We start from the raw sequence: 21,087 nt of genomic DNA on the forward strand, positions 1-21,087 counted from the left end.
AGATCGCGTTTTCTGTGAATAACTCTATTATTTCTTTTATTTTCAGTATCTTTAAGCAGATCAGATCCTGTGATCAATCCTTGATCAAAAGCTAAAAAACCTTTGATCAAAACGGCTATTTATCCACAAGTTAAAAGTGACTGAGATCTATTTACTGAATAATCAAGGTTAATACATGAGTTATTTTATTTTTATCCACATTATGTGTTTGTTGTTGTGGCTTTTGTGAATAACTCATGTATAAGCGGTTTATAATAGATCTTTATGTTGTTCGATCCATGTTTGGGCATCTTCCTCTGGATCTATTTCAGATTGCACGTCATAGGTTTTAGTTTCTATTACTCTTGTGCAACCCTTTGATAATAGTAGTTTTTCTATTTTGTTGGCGGCAAAACAGAAAGTATCATAGCTAGTATCTCCTAAACCGATCACAGCAAAAGGTAGATCAGTTAAAGAGATCGTACTGTTAGTAAGATCTTCAACAAATTTTTGGATATTGTCAGGGTAATCGCCTGCACCATGGGTTGAAGTACAAACTAGCCAAAACTGATCTTGGTGCGGAATTTGGGAAAAATCAGGAGAAAAGTGCAGTGTAACTTCATGGCCTAATGACTCTAACGTCTCTTGGCAGGCCTCTGCTATGTACTCGCTAGCGCCTAACATACTGCCAACAATAATTTGAAAAGAAGACATATTGCTCTACCTATTTATTAAATAAAGCGCTATGTTAGCACGCTCTTAATCACCTTGAATATTAAGAGCGTGTATTTGTTGAGGAGGGAAAAAGGGGATTACTTACCAATACAGAATGAAGAAAAGATCTCGCCTAAAAGATCATCGTTAGTAAATTCACCTGTGATCTGGTTTAAAGATTCTTGGCAGAGCCTTAACTCTTCAGCAAGAATTTCACCGGCAACAAAGGCTTCCAGTTGCTCTAACCCTATGATTAGGTGGTGATGGGCTTGCTCAAGCGCTGCTAAATGGCGACGTCTTGCCATAAAGCCCCCTTCAGTACTACCTTCATAGCCCATGATTGATTTTAGGTGCTCTGCAAGTAGATCTATACCCTGGTTTTCCTTTGCTGACAAAGTGATGGTAGGAAAGTTGTTACTTTCATTTATTTCAATCGGCAAACCAGCAAGATCTGCTTTGTTTTGAATAACCGTTAATCCAATATTTTCTGGGAGTTTTTCAAAAAACTCTGGCCAAATTTCTTCTACAGCAACTGAGCCTTTAGAAGCATCTACCATGAGTAGTACACGATCAGCTTGCTCTATCTCTTTCCACGCTCGTTCAATGCCAATTTGCTCGACTTTATCTGCCGCATCTCGAAGACCTGCGGTATCAATAATATGTAATGGCATACCATCAATATGGATTTGTTCAGAAAGCACGTCTCGGGTGGTCCCTTCGATGTCGGTAACAATAGCGCTTTCTTTACCGCTTAACGCGTTTAATAAACTAGATTTCCCCGCGTTAGGTCGACCGGCGATGACAACGCGCATACCTTCGCGAATAATAGCCCCTTGTTGTGCTTTGGCTTGCACAACTTCCACTTGTTCAATGATCGCTTTTAGATCATTAACCACTTTTTCGTCAGCTAGGAAGTCTATTTCTTCTTCAGGGAAGTCGATTGCTGCTTCTACATACATGCGTAGGTGAATAGTATCATCAACAAGCTTTTTAACTTGTGTCGAGAATTCGCCTTGTAGCGAGTGTAGAGCACATTTAGCGGCCTGTTCCGATGTCGAGTTAATCAGATCTGCGATAGCTTCTGCTTGTGTTAGATCTAACTTGTCGTTGAGGAAGGCTTGCTCGCTAAATTCACCCGGGTTCGCCATTCTAATGCCATCGATAGATAAAATGCTTTTCAACAGCATATCTAAAATAACTGGACCACCATGGCCTTGTAGCTCGAGAATATCTTCACCCGTAAATGAATTAGGCCCTTGAAAGAATAGGGCTATGCCTTGATCTAATGTTTCACTTTCTTGATTTTTGAAAGCTAAATATTCAGCTTTCCTTGTTTCTGGCTGCTTTCCTAAAACCAGTTTGGCGACATCTGCTGCTTTTGGTCCTGATACTCTAATGATGCCAACACCACCTCGTCCAGGAGGGGTAGCTTGTGCTGCGATAGTATCTTTACTAGCAAATGGTATTTGAGTCATGGCCAATTTTTCAATGTTGTAGATAAGTTCAATAACGGCATTATAAAGTAAAGGGGGTTTTAGAGGAAAAAAAAAGCGACCACAAGGCCGCTTTTCCAATTTATCTGTTTATCATTTTTCAGATAGCTATTTTGCAGCCTTTTTCTTTTCCAAGGCGGCGAAGATCATCTTCATCTGAATAATTGAAATCACATTACTGACTAACCAATATAATACTAGTCCTGATGGGAACCAGAAGAAGAAAACGGTAAATGCTACAGGCATATATTGCATGATCTTCTGTTGCATCGGATCTTGTATGGTCATCGGTTGCATTTTTTGCATGATGAACATACTTAAACCCATCAATACAGGTAAGATGTAGTATGGGTCTTCCGTTGATAAATCAGTTAACCATAAGCCAAACGGGGCGTGGCGTAGCTCAACACTTTCTAGGAATACCCAGTAAAGCGCTAGGAAAATTGGCATTTGAATAAGAAGAGGTAAACAACCACCAGCAGGGTTTACCTTTTCTTTGCGGTAAAGCTCCATCATGGCTTGTGACATTTTTTGGCGATCTTCACCGTAACGTTCTTTAAGTTGCGTTAGTTTAGGTTGCAGGTCACGCATACGAGCCATAGACGTGTATTGCGCTTTGGTAAGCGGGTACATGACACCTTTCACGATAATAGTGATGATGATGATAGCTACACCCCAGTTACTCACAAAACTTTGAATGAATATAAGCAATGCGAATAATGGCTCTGAAATCATAAACAACCAGCCGTAATCTACTGTTAAGCGAAGATCTGGTGATATTGCTTCTAAGTCGTCTTTAATTTTAGGACCAACATAAAACGTTGCTGAAGTGGTTGCTGTCGCATTAGGCGCAATTTCAAGTGCAGGAGCTTTAAAGCCGATAATCGCTTCTTGCTTGCCAGTCGAAAAGTTTGTGTAAAGGTTATTGGCTTCATCCGCTTTCGGCACCCATGCAGATACAAAGTAATGTTGTAGCATGGCAACCCAACCACCTTGTGTGGTCTCGTTTAGGCTGGCATCAGCGATGTCTTCGAAGTCGTACTTTTCATAAGGCTCTTCTGAGGTTGAATAAGCCGCGCCTCGGTAAGTTGGGATGAGAGCACTAGATTTGTCTACTAATGAAGATTGTCTCAATTGTGCATACAACTGCGCAGAGATAGCGCTAGATGTTGCGTTATTAATGATATATTCAACGTCAACTTTGTAGCTACTAGGTTGGAAGGTGAAACGCTTGGTATAGCTAATACCTGCCTCTGAAGTGTACAGTAGGTCTACTGTTAATGGTTGACCATCAGTTAACTGGTAGTTTGATGCGCTCGTTGAAAAAATTGCTCTACCCGAAGACTTATCAATGCCTTGTGCACCAATTAATCCACTTTGTGCTATATAGCGGAAATTACCATTTTGCATAATGGTAAAAGGTATACCACTGCCTTGCTCGGTTTCGTAATCAAGTAAAGTAACTTCGACGATATCACCACCTTGAGAAGATATTTTTACGTCAAGTACGTCTGTTTTTACTGAAATTAACTTTGCGTCTGCTTTAGTAGCTGTTGTTGCTTTAGGAGCAGAACTCGCTGAAGGAGCTGGTACAAAGTCTTCGCCGTCGGTGTTAGCCGATGAAGGAACATTGTTATTGGCGTTTTGTTGTGTAGTTACTGCAGGTTGTACAGGGGCATAATCTTCTTGCCATTGTACATACATAAAATAACTAACAACCAATAGCGCAATAAGCAAAAAACTGCGTTGTGATTCCATAGTAAACTATTTCTCTTTATTTTTTGGTGGCACGGGATCTTCACCTCCCGCATTTAATGGGTGGCATTTTAATATACGTTTAGTCGCTAACCAACAACCTTTTATTACACCGAAGCGATTTATTGCTTCAATGGCATAGTTTGAACAAGTAGGAGAGAAACGACAATTGTTCCCTAATAACGGGCTAAGCCAACGTTGATAAGCTTTTATAGGCAATATAACTAATTGCTTAGGCGTCGATCTATTTTGCGCCATAACTTTTCAAGTTGCTTATTAATTTGTTTATTTTCAAGCTCATCAATACCTGATCGCACTAACACTACCATATCTATATGGGGAAGTTTATGACGATTTAAACGAAAACTTTCTCGAACTAGTCGTTTGATTCGATTTCGTTGCACAGCGAGTTTTACTCTTTTTTTAGCAATCGCTAATCCAAGACGGTTTTCACGTTCAGGATTTATGGATACGAGTATGGTGAAATGTGAGGAACTAAAACGTTGAGGGTCAGTAAATACTGATTTGAATTGTCCGGGAGTCAAGAGCCTCGACTCCCGTGAAAATTCGTAAGTAACCATGTTGGTTACCAATCTCTAATTAACAGGTAAAAAGAGATTAAGCGCTTAGGCGTGCACGGCCTTTAGCACGACGGCGTGCTAATACTGCACGACCATTTTTTGTTGCCATGCGAGCACGGAATCCGTGGTTACGCTTACGCTTTAATACGCTAGGTTGAAATGTTCTTTTCATTACGCTATCCGTCGGTTGTTGTTGCCCTGGCAAAACCGCCGTTTCGAGCACACTGGTTCAAAAAAGAGGCCGAATTCTATATAGAATATTCGCGGGTGTCAATATTTAATCTAAAAAATAGCGCTGATCTTTTGCTCAGATCTAAAAGGATCCTATAGCTATCCACAGTTTGATAACACGCAGAATATTAACTGTTGAAAAAACAAACTAAATTATCGCTTTTAGATCATTGAATGCTATTAAAGTTGATATTAAATGAAATTGTTATAAAAATTTAATAACTTTAAATAACAAGATGTTACTTGAGTGTTCGGTTATAAAGTTAGCCATTTATATTTGTCAAGGTTGATGTTGTGGATAACTATAGGGATAATGGTTGAATTAGATAAAAATAAAAGCTGTCGATCAAGATAATTTCTTCCTAAAAGATCGACTTATTAGGAGCCTTCATTGGACGATTCTTTGTGGCTTAAGTGCCTGTCTGTTTTACAAGAAGAACTGCCAGCCCAGCAATTTAGTATGTGGATCCGTCCGTTGCAGTGTGTTACTGATGGAAATGTGATCACTTTATATGCACCAAATCGCTTTGTGTTAGATTGGGTTCGCGATAAATATGTTGGTCGCATAACTGAACTCGTTAATATGGATGATTCTGATAACCCACCTATATTAAGGTTTGATGTCGGTAGTATTCCTAAGGGAGCAGTATCAAGTACTAACACTTCAGATCCGCAAGGTATTACACCAATGCCGGTTCCCGTTGAAAAGCCAGCAGTACCAGAAGCAAACTTGCCTAAAAAAACCAATGTTAGAGTTAATTATACTTTTGATAATTTCGTTGAAGGTAAATCTAACCAACTAGCGCGTGCCGCAGCGTCTCAAGTAGCTGATAATCCTGGTACAGCATATAACCCATTGTTTATTTACGGTGGTACGGGTTTAGGTAAAACTCACTTACTTCACGCTGTGGGTAATGGTATTTTGCTAAATAAGCCTAATGCTAAAATTGCTTATATGCATTCAGAACGATTTGTTCAAGATATGGTTAGAGCGTTGCAGAACAATGCGATAGAAAAATTTAAGCAATATTATCGTTCTGTTGATGCGTTACTTATCGATGATATTCAGTTTTTCGCTAACAAAGAACGTACACAAGAAGAGTTTTTCCATACTTTTAATGCGTTATTAGAAGGTAACCAGCAAATTATCTTAACGAGTGATCGTTATCCAAAAGAAATTGACGGTGTTGAAGACCGATTAAAGTCTCGCTTCGGTTGGGGGTTAACTATTGCTATAGAGCCTCCGGAACTCGAGACTCGTGTTGCCATTTTGAAAAAGAAAGCACAAGAAAGCCAAGTTAATTTGGCTGATGAAGTGGCATTTTTTATTGCCAAACGTCTGCGTTCAAATGTTCGTGAGTTAGAAGGTGCATTAAACCGTGTTATTGCCAACGCAAATTTCACAGGAAGGGCGATAACAATTGATTTTGTTAAAGAAGCATTGCGAGATTTACTTGCCTTACAGGATAAGTTAGTTACTATCGACAATATACAGAAAACTGTCGCTGAATATTATAAGATTAAGGTTGCCGACTTGTTGTCGAAAAGGCGAAATCGTTCGGTTGCTAGACCTAGACAAATTGCGATGGCATTGTCTAAAGACTTAACCAATCATAGCTTACCTGAAATAGGTGACGCTTTCGGCGGTAAAGATCATACAACAGTGTTGCATGCTTGCCGTAAAGTGAAAGAGCTAAGAGAAGAGTCGCACGACATTAAAGAAGATTATTCTAATTTAACTAGAACCCTTTCATCCTAAATAACAAGGATAATAAAGAGTAGGTATAAAATGAAGTTTTCATTAAATAGAGAATTGTTATTAAAACCCTTGCTATTGGTTTCCGGTGCAGTGGAAAGAAAAAGTACACTACCCATTTTAGGAAACATTTTAATGGATGTAAGTGGGCAGTCACTAACCTTAACAGCGACAGATTTAGAGCTTGAAATGGTCGCTTATGCTGACATTGAAAACCTCGAAAACGATGGTAAGCTAACTGTTCCTGCTAAGAAGCTTTTAGATATATGTAAAAGCTTACCTGATGGTTCTTTAATTACATTTGAGTCTACAGAAGATAGTGTCACCATTTCTTCAGGTAGAAGTCGCTATTCTTTGTCTACCTTGCCAGCCGCTGATTTTCCAAACATTGAAGAGTGGAAAGGTGATGTTGAGTTTAAATTGTCTAAAGCACAACTGCTGAGATTAATTGAAAGTACTCATTTTTCAATGGCAAATCAGGATGTTAGATACTATTTGAATGGCATGTCGATCGAAACAGAAGGTAATGAAATTCGTTCTGTGGCAACCGATGGTCATCGCTTGGCTATTTGTAAAATATCAAACGAAGAACTACAACTACCAAACCGACAGGTTATCGTACCGCGAAAAGGTATTTTAGAAATCATTCGTTTGTTAGATCCTGTTGATGAAGAGATTCAAGTTTTCTTAGGTTCTAACCATGTAAGAATATTAGATACACAATTTTCTTTTACCAGTAAGCTTGTTGATGGTCGTTTTCCAGATTACAGAAGGGTGTTACCTCGCAATGGTGACAAAGTTTTAAATACTGATAAAGATCAGTTGCGACAGGTACTTTCGCGAGCGTCTATCTTGTCTAACGAAAAGTTTAAAGGTGTACGCTTAAACTTTGCTGATCAGGAGTTAAAGATTACCGCGAACAATCCTGAGCAAGAGCAAGCAGAAGAAATATTAGAAATTGAGTTCCCGTACGACAATGTTGAAATAGGATTCAATGTTAACTATGTACTTGATGTATTAAACGCAATTAAAGACGAATCTGTAAAGTTCACCCTTGCTGACGCAAATAGTAGTGTAGTTATTGAAGGTGAAGAAAATAGCGAAGCTCTTTATGTTGTAATGCCAATGCGTTTGTAATGGCAATATCATCGCTCTCGTTTAGTGGGTTTAGAAACCTAGAAGACACTAGTATAGTACTAAACCCCAATTTAAATTTTATTATTGGAAAGAACGGAAGCGGTAAGAGTAGTGTTCTTGAGTCAGTATTCTTTTTAGGGCATGGTAAGTCTTTTCGTACTGCTTATAGTAAACAGATCGTTAAGCATCAACTAGCACAGTTTGTTGTTAACGCTAAATGCGATGATAGTAAAGTCATTGGCATTTCTCACGATATCGACGGCATTCGCCAGATAAAGGTGGATGGAGAAAAGCAAAAATCACTAACTAGTTTAGTTGTGAACCTAGCCGTTCAAATAGTCACGCCTGAAAGCTTTAAGCTGTTTTTTGGTGGGCCTAAAGAGAGACGAAAATTCGTTGATTTAGGAATGTTTCACGTGAAACATCAATTTTCAGATGTTTGGAAAGCATTCAACAGAACGCTTAAGCAAAGAAATGCATTGTTGAGAAACGGGTATAATGAAGAGCACTTGAACTATTGGACAAGTGAGTTTTGTAACCTCGCTAATGTAATCGCTGAACTTCGTGCGGAGTATATTAAAGAACTAAGCCAGGTCTTGGGAAATTGGGTTAAAGAACTGTTACCCGATATTAGTGAGCAAATTACTACACAGTATCATCAGGGGTGGAGTCAAAAGAAAGCATTGTCTGATGTTTTACAAGACTCAGTAGTTAAAGAGAGAGAAAAAGGTTACACCTTATTTGGCCCTCAAAAATTTGATATTAGATTTTTAGTAAACAAAGCACCAATTGAACAAATGCTTTCAAGAGGTCAACAAAAGTTGTTTTTACTCGCACTTACTTTTGCTCAGTCTGAAATGATTGAAAGAGTAGAACGAGTAAAACCAATTTTGCTAATAGATGACGTAAGTGCGGAACTAGATAGTGAAGCAAGGTTAAGAATGTACAAGGGTATTGAACGCCTTAATGTACAATCTATTATTACGGCAATAGATCAATCTACTGCTGATAAATTGGTTTCTGAACAGGATAATTACCAGATGTTTCACGTGGAACATGGTAAGATTTCATTAGTATAAAAGAATAGGCTAAATGCTATGAGTGTAGAAAATGAATATGGCTCAGACAGTATTAAAGTTCTTAAAGGACTTGATGCTGTAAGAAAACGACCAGGTATGTATATCGGTGACACAGATGATGGCACTGGTTTACATCACATGGTGTTTGAGGTTTTAGATAACTCAATTGATGAAGCGCTTGCGGGCCATTGTAGCGACATTGTAGTTACCATACATTTAGATGGTTCTGTTTCTGTAAAAGATGACGGTCGAGGCATTCCTACTGATATTCATCCAGAAGAAGGTGTATCAGCTGCTGAAGTTATTATGACTGTTCTTCATGCCGGTGGTAAATTTGGTGGTGAAGATTCTGGCTATAAAGTTTCTGGTGGTCTTCACGGTGTAGGTGTTTCCGTTGTAAACGCTTTAAGTGACAAACTAACGTTAACTATTCGCAGAGCTGGCAAGCTTCACGAACAGGAATATCACTTAGGTGAGCCTAAAGCTCCTTTAGCAGAAGTAGGCGAAAGTGATAATACGGGTACTGAAGTTCGATTTTGGCCAAGTGCTGAAATTTTCTCAGATATCGAATTTCATTATGACATATTAGTTAAGCGTATCCGTGAGCTTTCTTTCCTAAACTCGGGCGTTTCAATTCGCTTAATTGATGAAAGAGAAGAAGGCAAAGAAGAGCACTTTTTCTATGAAGGTGGTATTCAAGCATTCGTTGATTATTTAAATACTAATAAGACGCCAGTAAATGAAGAGGTGTTTTATTTTGATTTACAACGTGACGATGGCATCGCTGTAGAAGTTGCTATGCAATGGAACGATGGCTTCCAGGAAAATATACACTGTTTTACTAATAACATTCCACAACGAGATGGTGGTACTCACTTAAGTGGTTTTAGAGCTGCTTTAACTAGAACTATTAATAGTTACATGGTTAAAGAAGGTTTAAACAAAACTAAAAAGGGCGAAACTAACCCATCAGGTGACGATGCGCGTGAAGGTTTGACTGCTGTTATTTCTGTAAAAGTACCAGACCCTAAATTCTCTTCTCAAACTAAAGACAAGTTAGTTTCATCAGAAGTTAAAACGGCTGTTGAACAAGCAATGGGTGAGAAGTTAAATGAGTATCTTCTAGAGAACCCATCTACAGCTAAAACAGTTATTATGAAAATTGTTGATGCTGCTCGAGCGCGTGAAGCGGCACGAAAAGCGCGTGAAATGACACGCCGTAAAGGGGCGTTAGATATTGCGGGTTTACCTGGGAAGCTTGCTGATTGTCAGGAAAAAGATCCAGCACTTTCTGAACTATACATAGTGGAGGGTGACTCTGCGGGTGGTTCAGCTAAGCAGGGTCGTAATCGTAAAAACCAAGCAATTTTGCCACTTAAAGGTAAAATCTTAAACGTTGAAAAAGCACGTTTTGATAAGATGATATCGTCAGCTGAGGTTGGAACGCTAATTACAGCCTTAGGTACAGGTATTGGCCGTGATGAATACGATCCTGAGAAACTTCGCTATCATTCAATTATCATCATGACCGATGCTGATGTTGATGGTTCTCACATTCGTACATTATTACTAACGTTCTTCTATCGCCAAATGCCAGAAGTAATGGAACGTGGTCACGTTTATATTGCTCAACCGCCACTATATAAAGTTAAGAAAGGTAAGCAAGAACGTTATATCAAAGATGATGACGCTCTTACTGAATACCTAACGACTTTAGCGCTAGAAAACGCTGAAATCCATGTAAATGAATCTGCTCCGGCTGTTTCTGGTGTTGCTTTAGAGCAACTTGTAAATCAATTTAGAAATACTCATGCAACTATTAAGCGCGTTTCTAGGTTTATACCAGCAGACATTTTAGAGAAGTTTGTTTACGCGCCGTCTATCAAAGTTGCAGACTTTTCAGACCAAGCAAAAGTAACAGCATGGACTAACGACTTAGTAGAACAATTAGAAAACCAAGATGGCAACGGTTCAATCTATTCTGCTACGGTAGAAGAAGATAGCGAACGTAACATTTTCCACCCTGTATTTAACGTACGTCAACACGGTATTGATAAAGTTTATAACTGCGGTTACGACTTTATTCAATCTAAAGAGTTTGGCGAAATACTTGCTCTTAACGAAGCCATTAATGGCTTAATGGAAGAGGGAGCTTACGTTAAACGTGGCGAAAAAGTTAAACCAGTTAAGTCGTTTGAAGAAGCGCTTACTTGGTTAATGGCAGAGTCAAAACGTGGTCAATACATACAACGATACAAAGGTTTGGGTGAGATGAACCCTGATCAATTATGGGAAACTACTATGGACCCAGAAACACGTCGTATGCTTAAAGTGACTATTGAAGACGCGATTGCAGCTGATCAACTATTTAATACACTAATGGGTGATCATGTAGAACCAAGACGTAACTTCATTGAAGACAACGCACTTAAAGTTGCTAACTTAGACGTATAGCAATTTGCTAAATTAAACAAAAATAGCCAGTGATTTATCACTGGCTTTTTTTACAGTGAAAATTAAACACAAAGCGATTTTCTAAATTGGCTTCCGGACATCGTAAAATATTGAGTAAACTTTAGTGTTAATACTCAAAAAATCGACAGTACGCCTAGAGGAATCAGTGGCTAGTCGTTATACTAGTGCCATTAAAAAATTGCTAAATGACAGATATGGGCATTTATGAGCACGTTCAATATTAAAACATTCCAGGGCTTGATCTTGCAGCTTCAAGACTACTGGTCTAGACAAGGCTGCGTTATTGTTCAGCCTCTTGATTTAGAAGTGGGTGCAGGTACTTTTCATCCTATGACCTTTTTGCGCGCGGTTGGTCCTGAGCCAATTAGTAGTGCTTACGTACAACCTTGTCGTCGACCTACCGACGGACGATATGGCGAGAACCCAAATAGACTTCAACATTACTACCAATTCCAAGTAATGTTAAAGCCGTCTCCAAAGAATATTCAAGAGCTTTACCTAAACTCTTTAAAAGAGTTAGGTATCGACCCTCTAGTACACGATATTCGTTTCGTTGAAGATAACTGGGAATCACCAACTTTAGGTGCTTGGGGCTTGGGCTGGGAAGTTTGGTTAAATGGTATGGAGATTACTCAATTCACGTACTTCCAACAAGTAGGTGGCTTAGAGTGTTCACCCGTTACAGGAGAGATCACTTACGGTTTAGAACGTCTTGCGATGTATATCCAAAATGTCGATAGCATTTATGATTTGGTTTGGACAGATGGCCCAATGGGTAAAGTACTTTATGGTGATGTATTCCATCAAAATGAAGTTGAGCAATCTGCATATAACTTTGAACATGCAGACGTTGATGCGCTATTTAAACAGTTTGACCAATGTGAGCAAGACAGTCAGAAACTTATTGAAAAAGGTTTAGCACTTCCTGCTTATGAGCAAGTAATGAAGGCATCGCACGCGTTTAACTTACTTGATGCTCGTCATGCAATTTCTGTTACTGAAAGACAGCGTTATATCTTACGTGTTCGCGCATTATCTAAAGCGTGTGCTGAAGCATTTTATAACACTAGGGAAGAGTTAGGATTCCCGCTTTGCAAAACCGAAGCAGCGGGAGAATAAACTATGAACACAGATATTTTACTGATTGAACTAGGAACGGAAGAGCTTCCTCCTAAATCTTTACAAACGCTGGCGACAACATTTCATCAGCAAATAACTGAGCAGTTAACTAAAGCTGATTTAGCGTTTGAAACTTCTAAATGGTTTGCTTCTCCTCGTCGTCTAGCTGTTCAGGTTTCAGGCTTAGTTTCATCACAACAAGACAAGGAAATCGAAAAACGTGGGCCTGCGGTAAATGTTGCATTTGATGATGAAGGCAACCCTAGCAAAGCGGCATTAGGTTGGGCACGTTCTAACGGTATCACTATTGAACAAGCAGAACGTTTAACTACCGATAAAGGTGAGTGGTTGTTACACAAAGCTGTGCAAAAAGGTCAGCCAGTGAGTGAGTTAATACCCGAAATGGTAAACAATGCGGTGGCGAAGTTACCTATCCCTAAGCCAATGCGTTGGGGAAGTTCTAGGACGCAATTCATTCGCCCTGTGCACACCCTAACTATGATGTATGGTAGTGACATACTAGCGGGTGAATGTTTAGGTATCACATCAAATAACCAGCTTCAGGGACATAGATTCCACCATCACGGCCTGTTAACGCTTGGTCATGCAAGTGAATACGAATCAGCATTAAAAGAAGCTTACGTTATCGCCGATTATCAAGAACGAAAAGCACTAATATCTAAACAGATTGCTGAACAAGCAGATGCTATAAATGCAAAAGTATTAATGGACGAATCACTTCTGGAAGAAGTTGTGTCGTTGGTAGAATGGCCGCAAGCACTTGTGGGGACGTTCGACGAGTCGTTTTTAGCAGTACCTGCCGAGCCGCTTATCTATTCGATGAAAGATCATCAAAAATACTTTCCTTTAGAAGACGCTAATGGAAAGCTATTAAATAAGTTTGTATTCATTACAAACATCGAAAGTAAAGAGCCTGCTCAAGTAATCTTTGGCAATGAAAAAGTTATTCGTCCAAGACTTGCAGACGCTGAGTTCTTTTTCAAAACAGATAAGAAAACGCCTTTAGCTGAACGACTAACAAGCTTAGAGTCAGTATTGTTCCAAAAACAATTGGGCACGCTCAAAGATAAGTCTGAGCGTATCGCCAATTTAAGTAAATTTGTTGCTGCTAAACTAGGTGAAGACCAAGATAAAGCACATCGCGCCGGCTTGCTTTGTAAAACAGACTTGATGACCGACATGGTTTTAGAGTTCCCTCAAGTACAAGGTACTATGGGTAAATATTATGCTCAGCATGATGGTGAAGACGCCGATGTTGCACAGGCACTAGAAGATCAATATCGTCCAAGGTTTTCTGGCGATGCGTTACCTGAAGCTAACATCGGTTGTGCGGTAGCAATTGCCGATAAGATTGATACTCTTGTCGGTATCTTCGGTATTAATCAACCGCCAAAAGGTGACAAGGATCCGTTTGCACTTCGCAGAGCCGCCATTGGTTTAATTCGTATCATTATCGAAAAGCAGTTAAACCTAGACTTGGCAGAATTAGTTGCACAGAGTATTAGTGATTACGCGGACAAACTAACAAATGCTGACACGGCTTCTCAAGTAATAGAGTTTATTCTTGGTCGATACAAGGCTCATTATCAAGAATTAAACGTGTCTGTTGATGTTATTCAAGCTGTACTAGCTAACGCTCCTAGTGCACCTTTAGATTTCGATAAGCGTGTATCTGCTGTAAGTCATTTTAAGCAATTAGAAGCGGCTCAAACACTCGCTGCAGCAAACAAGCGTGTTGGTAACATCTTAGCTAAGTTTGAAGGTCAACTAAACGAGTCTTTTGACAGTGCGCTAGCAAGCGAAGAGCAAGAGAAGTTTTTGGCTGCCGAATTTGCTGCTGTAGAAACGACATTAGCGCCTCTAATGGCCAGTAAAGACTATCAACAGGCGTTAACTGAATTAGCTCAGCTTAAACAGCCTATCGATGACTTTTTTGAAAATGTTATGGTGATGGCTGACGATGAAGCAGTTAAAGTGAATCGTTTATCTATGCTAAATAACATTCGCAATAGCTTCCTGGCTATCGCAGATATTTCAGTGTTACAGAAATAGACACAGTTAAGTAAAACGTTAAAAGCCTTAACGGGCACAATAATTAAGATTAAGCCTCGACTAATAGTCGGGGCTTTTTTTTACTAGATACTGTTACTTCGAAATTATTTAATCTACATCCCTTTATCACTATAGAAACGAACTAAAACTAAATAATATTTTAAATCAATTAGTTATAGGGATTTTCGATAACCGTACATAACGAAAAGGATCTAATAATATGAAAATTAATAATTTAATATTCCATTTAATTATGGATGTTAATATTTATCCAATAAAAGTCACATATTTTTAACTTTATATCTACATTTAAGCATAACAAGTCAAAGAAATTGCATAGAATCACATCTGAAAATTTCTAGAACTTTGCTGCTCTATTGACGTAAACCTCTATGAATATATTGTATACACCGCTTTCAAATGAAAGCAGCTACTAACAAAAAATATAAATATATTCTAAAGGGAACCGTAAACATGCTTAAAAGAACTCCGCTAGCTATAGCAATTGCTATGCTAGTAAATGCGCCTCACGCATTTGCAGAAGCAGAAAATAGTGCAGCAACAGAAGAAGCAGAGCGAATTTCTGTTACAGGCTCAAGAATCGCACGCATTAATGTCGAAACAACAGCACCAGTATTAGTACTTGAAGCTGACCAACTTAAAATCTCTGGTGACATGAATATAAATGATGTACTGACGTCATTACCACAATTTGCTCAGGGTATTGATAGTGAGTCTTCTGATTACAACCCAAACAATGCAGGTCTATCTGTACCTAATTTACGTGGCTTAGGCACAAAGCGTACTCTTACGCTTATTAACGGTCAACGTCCGGTAGCAACGATCAATGGCGCGAAAGAATTTGTTGTTGATGTAGGGCAAATTCCTGCTGTACTTATTGACCGCATCGAAATATTAAGTGGTGGTGCGTCTTCTGTTTATGGCTCTGATGCGGTTGCTGGTGTTGTAAACATCATCCTTAACACCGAATATGAAGGTATTCGTGTTGATGCGCAAGTAAATGGTACCGAGCGTGGTGATGGTGAATCTAAGTCGTTAAGCTTAACCGCTGGTTTAAACTTTGATAATGACCGTGGTAATGTTTCATTTAGTATCACACACAAAGCTAACAATGCGATTAAATACAAAGACCGTCCTAATAGCTATGGTCAAAGTTTTATGGGTGATAACCCATTAGATCCGAATGGTAAAATTCCAGGTATTCCAAACAATATCTCTTATTCTGGTGTTAACTGGCCTGATTACAACTTAACTCGCCCAACGCTATTAACTGCAGCTACAGGTGACTTCTATCAGTTTAAAGAAGATGGCGAAGGTAACCTAACAGAAGGCTTTTTAGCCGTTCCTTCTGATGAAATATTCAATGGCTATCGTACGCTTAATCCATATGGTTTTTCTTCTCAAGGGCCTAACCAGTATCTTACTCCAAGCGATACTACGTCTGTTTACTTAGCGTCTAATTATCAATTTGACGATTTTGAATTAACAGCTGATATTCGTTACAGCAAAGTAAACGCATTCCATACTATTGATCCTGAGTACTTGTACGCGTGGGATCATTGGCAAGATATCTATAACCCGACAATTCCAATTCCTGACGCTGTCGATGAATTAGTTAGAGGCTTTGAAGATACGCCAGCTTACGATGGTGGCTGGATCACAATGCCATACACATTTAACGCAATTGGCAACCGAGAAACTGATGTTGATCGTCAATTCTTATCACTTGCTATCGGTGCAAGCGGTGATTTAGACAATGGTTGGACGTGGGACGTATATGCGTCAACAGGTGGTTCAGAAATTGAACAAGCAAACTATAACAACATTCGTCGTGATTACATTAACTGGGACTACAATTTAATTGGGCCATGTGCTGAGACAAATAGCTGTGGTTACATTAACCCATTTAACGTTAATGAAATGGATCAAGCGGTAATGGATTACATTACCATTGATGTTAATGACCACACAGATATCACAGAAACAAAGCAAACAAACTTCCAAGCTAACCTATCTGGTGACTTATATGAACTACCTGCAGGTACATTAGCGTTTAGTACGGGTATTGAATACCGTAAAGAAGAGTTAGACATTTCTCCTTCAATCGCGTCTATCGAAGGGTGGGACGGCAACTCATCTCAAGCTTTAAACGTTGATCGTGATGTAACTGAAGCATATGTGGAATTATTAGTTCCTGTTTTATCTGATGTCACGTTTGTTGAAGAATTAACGGTTGAAACGGCAATTCGTTTTGCAAATTACAGTGATACAGAAAGCGACGAAAGCTGGAAGTTTGCTGCAAACTGGCGTATCGACGAGAATGTAATTATTCGTGCGAATATATCTGAAGCTGTTCGTGCTCCACAACTAATTGAGTTATATGCACCTTCGGATACGCAGTGGGCTCGCGGTTTAGATCCATGTGATGCAACTCAAATCGCTGACCTAGAGGGCGAAAAGCGTCAAACACGTTCATCAAACTGTGCTGCACTTGGTTTACCAGCTGATTACAATTCAGGCTTTGACGTAAGTGGTGGTCTATATGCGACCAAAAAAGGCAACGAAGACCTACGTTCTGAAAAAGCCCGCACATTAACTGTTGGTTTAGGCTTAACACCAACATTTATTGAAGGATTAACTATTAATATCGATTACTACGATATTGAGTTAGAAGACGGTATTTCGACATTTGGTGCTTTCTCTACAATGACCCAATGTGTTGACTCTTCATCTATTGATAATGACTTCTGTCGTAAAGTGACACGAGACCCTGTTACTGGTGTACCTACAGATGTAGAAATCACTTATATCAATGCTAACTTGTTAACGCGCACGGGTTATGACTTAGATGTTGCTTATGACATGGACTTAAGCTCTGGTGCAACATTAGCACTTAACTTTTTTGCGTCAAAAACATTAGAAGATTCTTATCAGGAATCAGAAGCAACTGGTGCGAAAATATTTGACTATGCAGGTATTGTAAGTGGAAACCCTGACTTTGCGGGAACTTTCACTGCTCGTTATACACTAGATACATTATCTGCTAGCTGGTCTGTGAGCCACATCAGCGATTCTTTAATTAGTATTGGCGCAAACGCTGAAACTCACGACAGATATGAAGTACCTAGTGCGACATTGCACCATGCTCGTGTAGATTTCGAGTTGGGTGACTCTTCAAGCGTATACTTTGGTGTTAGCAATGTAATGGATAAGCTTTGGACCGATCACCCGTATGGAGTGGGCTACGGTCGCTACCCATTATATGGTCGCTCATATTACGCAGGTGTAAGTGTAGAGTTTTAATTGTCCAATATAAATGTATCTCTCTGGACAAAACCAGTAGCTTTATAGCTACTGGTTTTTTTTGGTTTAACCTAGGGCGTGTTGATCTATCAAGGCTATTTTTGCAGCAATTTATCCCTGAAAGATCAACACGCCCTAATTAACAACCTTTCTTTATCAGGTATTGGTAGGGGAGTTCGTCGGTTTGTTTGGCGACTAAGGTATGTTCCATAAAAGTACAAAAACTTGGAATATCTCTAGCGGTAGAAGGGTCATCTGCTTCAATACTTAACGTTTGACCATTCTCCATGGATCTAATGGTTTTTCTAAGCATCATTACCGGCTCAGGGCACCTTAACCCCATGGCATCGAGGTGCTTGTTGGCATTATTAAAGAGTTCGTTCATAGAAGCTCACATACTACTTACTTGTTTGGTTCACGATAAACGCGTCTATTTCATGCGTAGATTTTAGCACAGCCATGTGTTGACGGGCATCTTCTTCTTTTTCGAATCCTTGAGACATCACTTTATAACGATTGCCGCTTTCTTTAATGTAAACCTCGTTGTTCTTTAATTTTTTTGTAAGCGCTGCTTGCATTGCTTTAGCATTTTCAATTTTTGAAAATACGCCAAATTGAATATAAACTTTTGCGTTAACCAAAGGCTTTGCAATAGGTGTTACCTTGGTTATTTCTGGGTTAGTACCTTTATCTATAAATATTTGTTTATTTGGTTTTGCTGTATTAGCTTTTGTGACAACAGCAATCTCCACTGGCGCATTGGTTTGTGGTGATTCTGTTACTGGCCTTGATACTGGGCGGTTACTGTAAAATCTCCATTTAATATTTAAAAATACACTATGATTTGTCCCAAGGTTATCGCCGTCAAAATAACTTGCCTGGCCAAAGTCTAGCTGCAGGCTTTTACTTAACTGATATCTCACACCCAAATCTAGGTAGGGGGCTGCTCCTTTGTCGACAAATTCTTGAACTGAGGTGTCGGTGATAAAAGATACGCCTGAGCTTGCAAAAATGCTGGCCTTATCACTGAATTGTTTTAAAAAAGTCACACCAAGATTAGCGCGTGTTAGATCTATACGCTGGTTTTGCTCCTCTTGCTTTACTGACAAAGTACCAACATCGATATAGCTCGCCTTAAACTCAAACGAAGGTGAGAACAGCCAATGATAATTCATCTGGTAACCAGACGAGCTTTCTTGATCTAGATGGTAAACCGCGCCTACGCCAATATCATGAGCGCTGTCGGCATAAACATTGGTGGTTACTATAGCGAAAATTGAAGCAGCAATTCGTTTAATCATGCAAGTTCTTGTTAAATAGCTCAGACAATCATAAGGATAGCTATCGCTGAAATAACTTTCTAGCTAAATTTAGGGGAATCTACTTGCGTTCATCAACTTGCCTTAATACTCTTAGAAGCATCAAACTTAATGGGCGTATTTATGTTTCGTATTTTCCAAGCTGTAGCCTGTATCGCTTGCTTCTCATTTCCCGTGATCGCTGACTCTAATCATCAGATCAGACAGACTTTTCTTCAAGCAGAAAAGCAACTTTGGAAACACAACTCTCCGAGTTATCAAGATCTGTATAAGCAACTTCATTATTACCCTTTACAGCCTTACCTTGATCAAAAAAGATTGATGAGCCGTATGCGCTTGTCTTCAAGAGATGAAATTGCAAGTTTTCTTGATGAGTACAAAGGCACACCACTTGATTGGCCGTTACGAAAAAAATGGCTTAATTACTTGGCAAAACGAGACAGACAATCAATGTTCTTGGAGTTCTTTCAACCAACGTCAGATGTTCGTTTAACGTGTTTATCGTATCAGTATCAACTAAACAAAGGTGTTGACCCTTCCATTATTTTAGCGAATGTTGATCGCCTCTGGGTGGTAGGAAAATCACAGCCTAAAGCATGTGATCCCATATTTAAAATGTGGCAAGAAGCGGGTAAGCGCACAAATGAGCACGTGTGGAGCCGGCTAGCAAAAGCTGCTGACGGGGGCAATCATACGCTTATCCCTTACATTACCACTTTGTTACCAGAAGAAGAGCAGTATTTAGGAAAGCTATGGCATAAAGTGAGACGTGACCCTGCATACATTACTAAGTTGTCACGCTTTCCTCAAAAGTCACCAAAAGAAACCATCATTTTTACCTACGGTATTAAACGCTTGATTTGGCGCGATCCTAACCGAGCCTTAAAAGCTTATGAAAAAGCGGAAAAAGAGTTTTCTTTTAGTGAGCAGCAAAAAGAAAGTATCGCCTTAAAGTTTTCTTTAGCCTTAGCAAGTAAACAACATAAGCAAGCGGATATTTGGTTAGCAAAGTTAAAAGATAAGCAATTAACAGAACATATTGTCCAGTGGAAAATTGCTGACGTATTGCGTAAACAAGACTGGCAACTTATCGAAAATGAGCTGTCAGCTTTACCTGATACATATCAAAACACCAATCAATGGAAGTATTGGTATGGTAGAACATTGCTTGAAATTGGCAATAAAGACCAAGCGATGATAGAGCTCAAAGAACTCGCTGGTAAACGCCATTATTATGGCTTTTTAGCAGCGAGCTTGACGGGTGAAAAAGTAAGTTTGCAAAACAAGCCCTTGTCATTCACAGAGCAAGAAAAGGCGGAAATTTTTAAAAACAGTGCTGGCAAAAGGGCGTTTGAGCTTTTTCATCTTGGTAGGTATCACTTAGCACGTAAAGAATGGAATTATTGGGTTAGGCAGCTTTCTGATAGGCAAATTTTGGGCGCGGCAAAGCTTGCTAACGAGATTGGTTGGTATGACCGGGCAATATTTGCTCTTTCTCAAGTGGGCTATTTAGACGACGTAGAATTGAGATTCCCTCTGGCGTTCAATGATGAAATAAATGAATACGCTAATAAGCACGACATTGCACCAGCATGGGCATTTGCTATCACGCGCAGAGAAAGCTCATTTATGTCTGATGCTCACTCATCTGCTGGCGCAAAAGGCTTAATGCAAGTGTTGCCAGGTACAGCTAAAGTGCTGACTAGACGTAAAAAGATTACAAATAGCTATTTAATGGATAGTGAGAATAATATAAACCTAGGTACTAAGTACCTGAAAGAATTGTTACGTAAACACAAAGGAAATCAAGTGTTGGCTACCGCTGCCTATAATGCTGGCCCTTATCGGGTAAAACGTTGGCTAAAAGAAGCTAATGGGCTGCCGGCTGATATTTGGATTGAAACCATTCCATTTCGAGAAACACGTGAATACGTTAAAAGTGTGATGGCATATCAACAAATTTACTTATATCAAGTGGGCCAACCAGCACAACTTTTTGATCAAATCCATGACATGCAAATCAAGCGACTTTGATATACTTACTGTTATTAA

16 protein-coding genes are annotated in these 21,087 nt (G+C 39.3%); 8 read left to right on the plus strand and 8 right to left on the minus strand.

Features of this window, described 5'->3' with window-relative positions:
* Positions 1-249: 249 nt before the first annotated feature.
* From mioC to rpmH, 6 genes are all read right to left on the minus strand, one after another.
* The gene (gene mioC / locus ACOB80_RS10775) at positions 250-693 is read right to left on the minus strand and encodes an FMN-binding protein MioC (protein WP_473165825.1); all 444 of its coding nucleotides are present in this window, start codon (positions 691-693) and stop codon (positions 250-252) included.
* A gap of 98 nt (positions 694-791) precedes the next feature.
* The gene (gene mnmE, locus ACOB80_RS10780; protein ID WP_473165826.1) at positions 792-2,168 is read right to left on the minus strand and encodes a tRNA uridine-5-carboxymethylaminomethyl(34) synthesis GTPase MnmE; all 1,377 of its coding nucleotides are present in this window, start codon (positions 2,166-2,168) and stop codon (positions 792-794) included.
* Between the two features lie 126 nt (positions 2,169-2,294).
* The gene (yidC, locus tag ACOB80_RS10785; protein WP_473165827.1) at positions 2,295-3,944 is read right to left on the minus strand and encodes a membrane protein insertase YidC; all 1,650 of its coding nucleotides are present in this window, start codon (positions 3,942-3,944) and stop codon (positions 2,295-2,297) included.
* Between the two features lie 6 nt (positions 3,945-3,950).
* Positions 3,951-4,199 (minus strand): membrane protein insertion efficiency factor YidD, encoded by a 249-nt coding sequence (gene yidD / locus ACOB80_RS10790; RefSeq protein ID WP_473165828.1) that lies wholly within the window; start codon positions 4,197-4,199, stop codon positions 3,951-3,953.
* Positions 4,166-4,522 (minus strand): ribonuclease P protein component, encoded by a 357-nt coding sequence (gene rnpA, locus ACOB80_RS10795; RefSeq protein ID WP_473165829.1) that lies wholly within the window; start codon positions 4,520-4,522, stop codon positions 4,166-4,168. The genes yidD and rnpA overlap by 34 nt, the downstream gene beginning before the upstream one ends.
* 37 nt (positions 4,523-4,559) lie before the next feature.
* On the minus strand, positions 4,560-4,694 hold the full coding sequence (rpmH, locus tag ACOB80_RS10800) for a 50S ribosomal protein L34 (RefSeq protein ID WP_074496262.1): 135 nt from the start codon (positions 4,692-4,694) through the stop codon (positions 4,560-4,562).
* Positions 4,695-5,144: 450 nt separating this feature from the next.
* On the opposite strand from rpmH, the gene dnaA reads away from it, so the two are divergent.
* The 7 genes from dnaA to ACOB80_RS10835 all read left to right on the plus strand — a co-directional run bounded on the left by dnaA (position 5,145) and on the right by ACOB80_RS10835 (position 17,716).
* Positions 5,145-6,512, plus strand: a complete 1,368-nt coding sequence (dnaA, locus tag ACOB80_RS10805; protein ID WP_473165830.1) for a chromosomal replication initiator protein DnaA — start codon at positions 5,145-5,147, stop codon at positions 6,510-6,512.
* Between the two features lie 30 nt (positions 6,513-6,542).
* A complete protein-coding gene (dnaN, locus tag ACOB80_RS10810) occupies positions 6,543-7,646 on the plus strand; it encodes a DNA polymerase III subunit beta (protein WP_473165831.1) in 1,104 nt (367 codons plus the stop codon).
* Positions 7,646-8,725, plus strand: coding sequence for a DNA replication/repair protein RecF (recF, locus tag ACOB80_RS10815; protein ID WP_473165832.1), 1,080 nt, complete (start codon positions 7,646-7,648; stop codon positions 8,723-8,725). The genes dnaN and recF overlap by 1 nt, the downstream gene beginning before the upstream one ends.
* A gap of 18 nt (positions 8,726-8,743) precedes the next feature.
* Complete coding sequence (gene gyrB / locus ACOB80_RS10820; protein WP_473165833.1) at positions 8,744-11,179, plus strand: DNA topoisomerase (ATP-hydrolyzing) subunit B; 2,436 nt, start codon at positions 8,744-8,746, stop codon at positions 11,177-11,179.
* A 225-nt stretch (positions 11,180-11,404) separates the two neighbouring features.
* Positions 11,405-12,319 carry a glycine--tRNA ligase subunit alpha gene (glyQ, locus tag ACOB80_RS10825; RefSeq protein WP_473165834.1) on the plus strand — a complete coding sequence of 305 codons (915 nt, stop codon included), beginning with the start codon at positions 11,405-11,407 and terminating at the stop codon, positions 12,317-12,319.
* A 3-nt stretch (positions 12,320-12,322) separates the two neighbouring features.
* Positions 12,323-14,392 carry a glycine--tRNA ligase subunit beta gene (gene glyS / locus ACOB80_RS10830; RefSeq protein WP_473165835.1) on the plus strand — a complete coding sequence of 690 codons (2,070 nt, stop codon included), beginning with the start codon at positions 12,323-12,325 and terminating at the stop codon, positions 14,390-14,392.
* 474 nt (positions 14,393-14,866) lie between these two features.
* Entirely contained in the window at positions 14,867-17,716 is a 2,850-nt protein-coding gene (locus tag ACOB80_RS10835) for a TonB-dependent receptor plug domain-containing protein (RefSeq protein ID WP_473165836.1), read from the plus strand.
* A 139-nt stretch (positions 17,717-17,855) separates the two neighbouring features.
* Here ACOB80_RS10835 and tusA read toward each other — a convergent pair whose 3' ends face one another.
* Positions 17,856-18,101, minus strand: coding sequence for a sulfurtransferase TusA (gene tusA / locus ACOB80_RS10840; protein WP_473165837.1), 246 nt, complete (start codon positions 18,099-18,101; stop codon positions 17,856-17,858).
* A 13-nt stretch (positions 18,102-18,114) separates the two neighbouring features.
* Positions 18,115-19,017: an SPOR domain-containing protein gene (locus tag ACOB80_RS10845; RefSeq protein WP_473165838.1), complete on the minus strand. Its 903-nt coding sequence runs from the start codon at positions 19,015-19,017 to the stop codon at positions 18,115-18,117.
* A 141-nt stretch (positions 19,018-19,158) separates the two neighbouring features.
* On the opposite strand from ACOB80_RS10845, the gene ACOB80_RS10850 reads away from it, so the two are divergent.
* On the plus strand, positions 19,159-21,069 hold the full coding sequence (locus ACOB80_RS10850; protein WP_473165839.1) for a transglycosylase SLT domain-containing protein: 1,911 nt from the start codon (positions 19,159-19,161) through the stop codon (positions 21,067-21,069).
* The last annotated feature ends 18 nt before the right edge of the window (positions 21,070-21,087 follow it).

It is taken from the genome of Thalassotalea coralli (assembly GCF_055786205.1).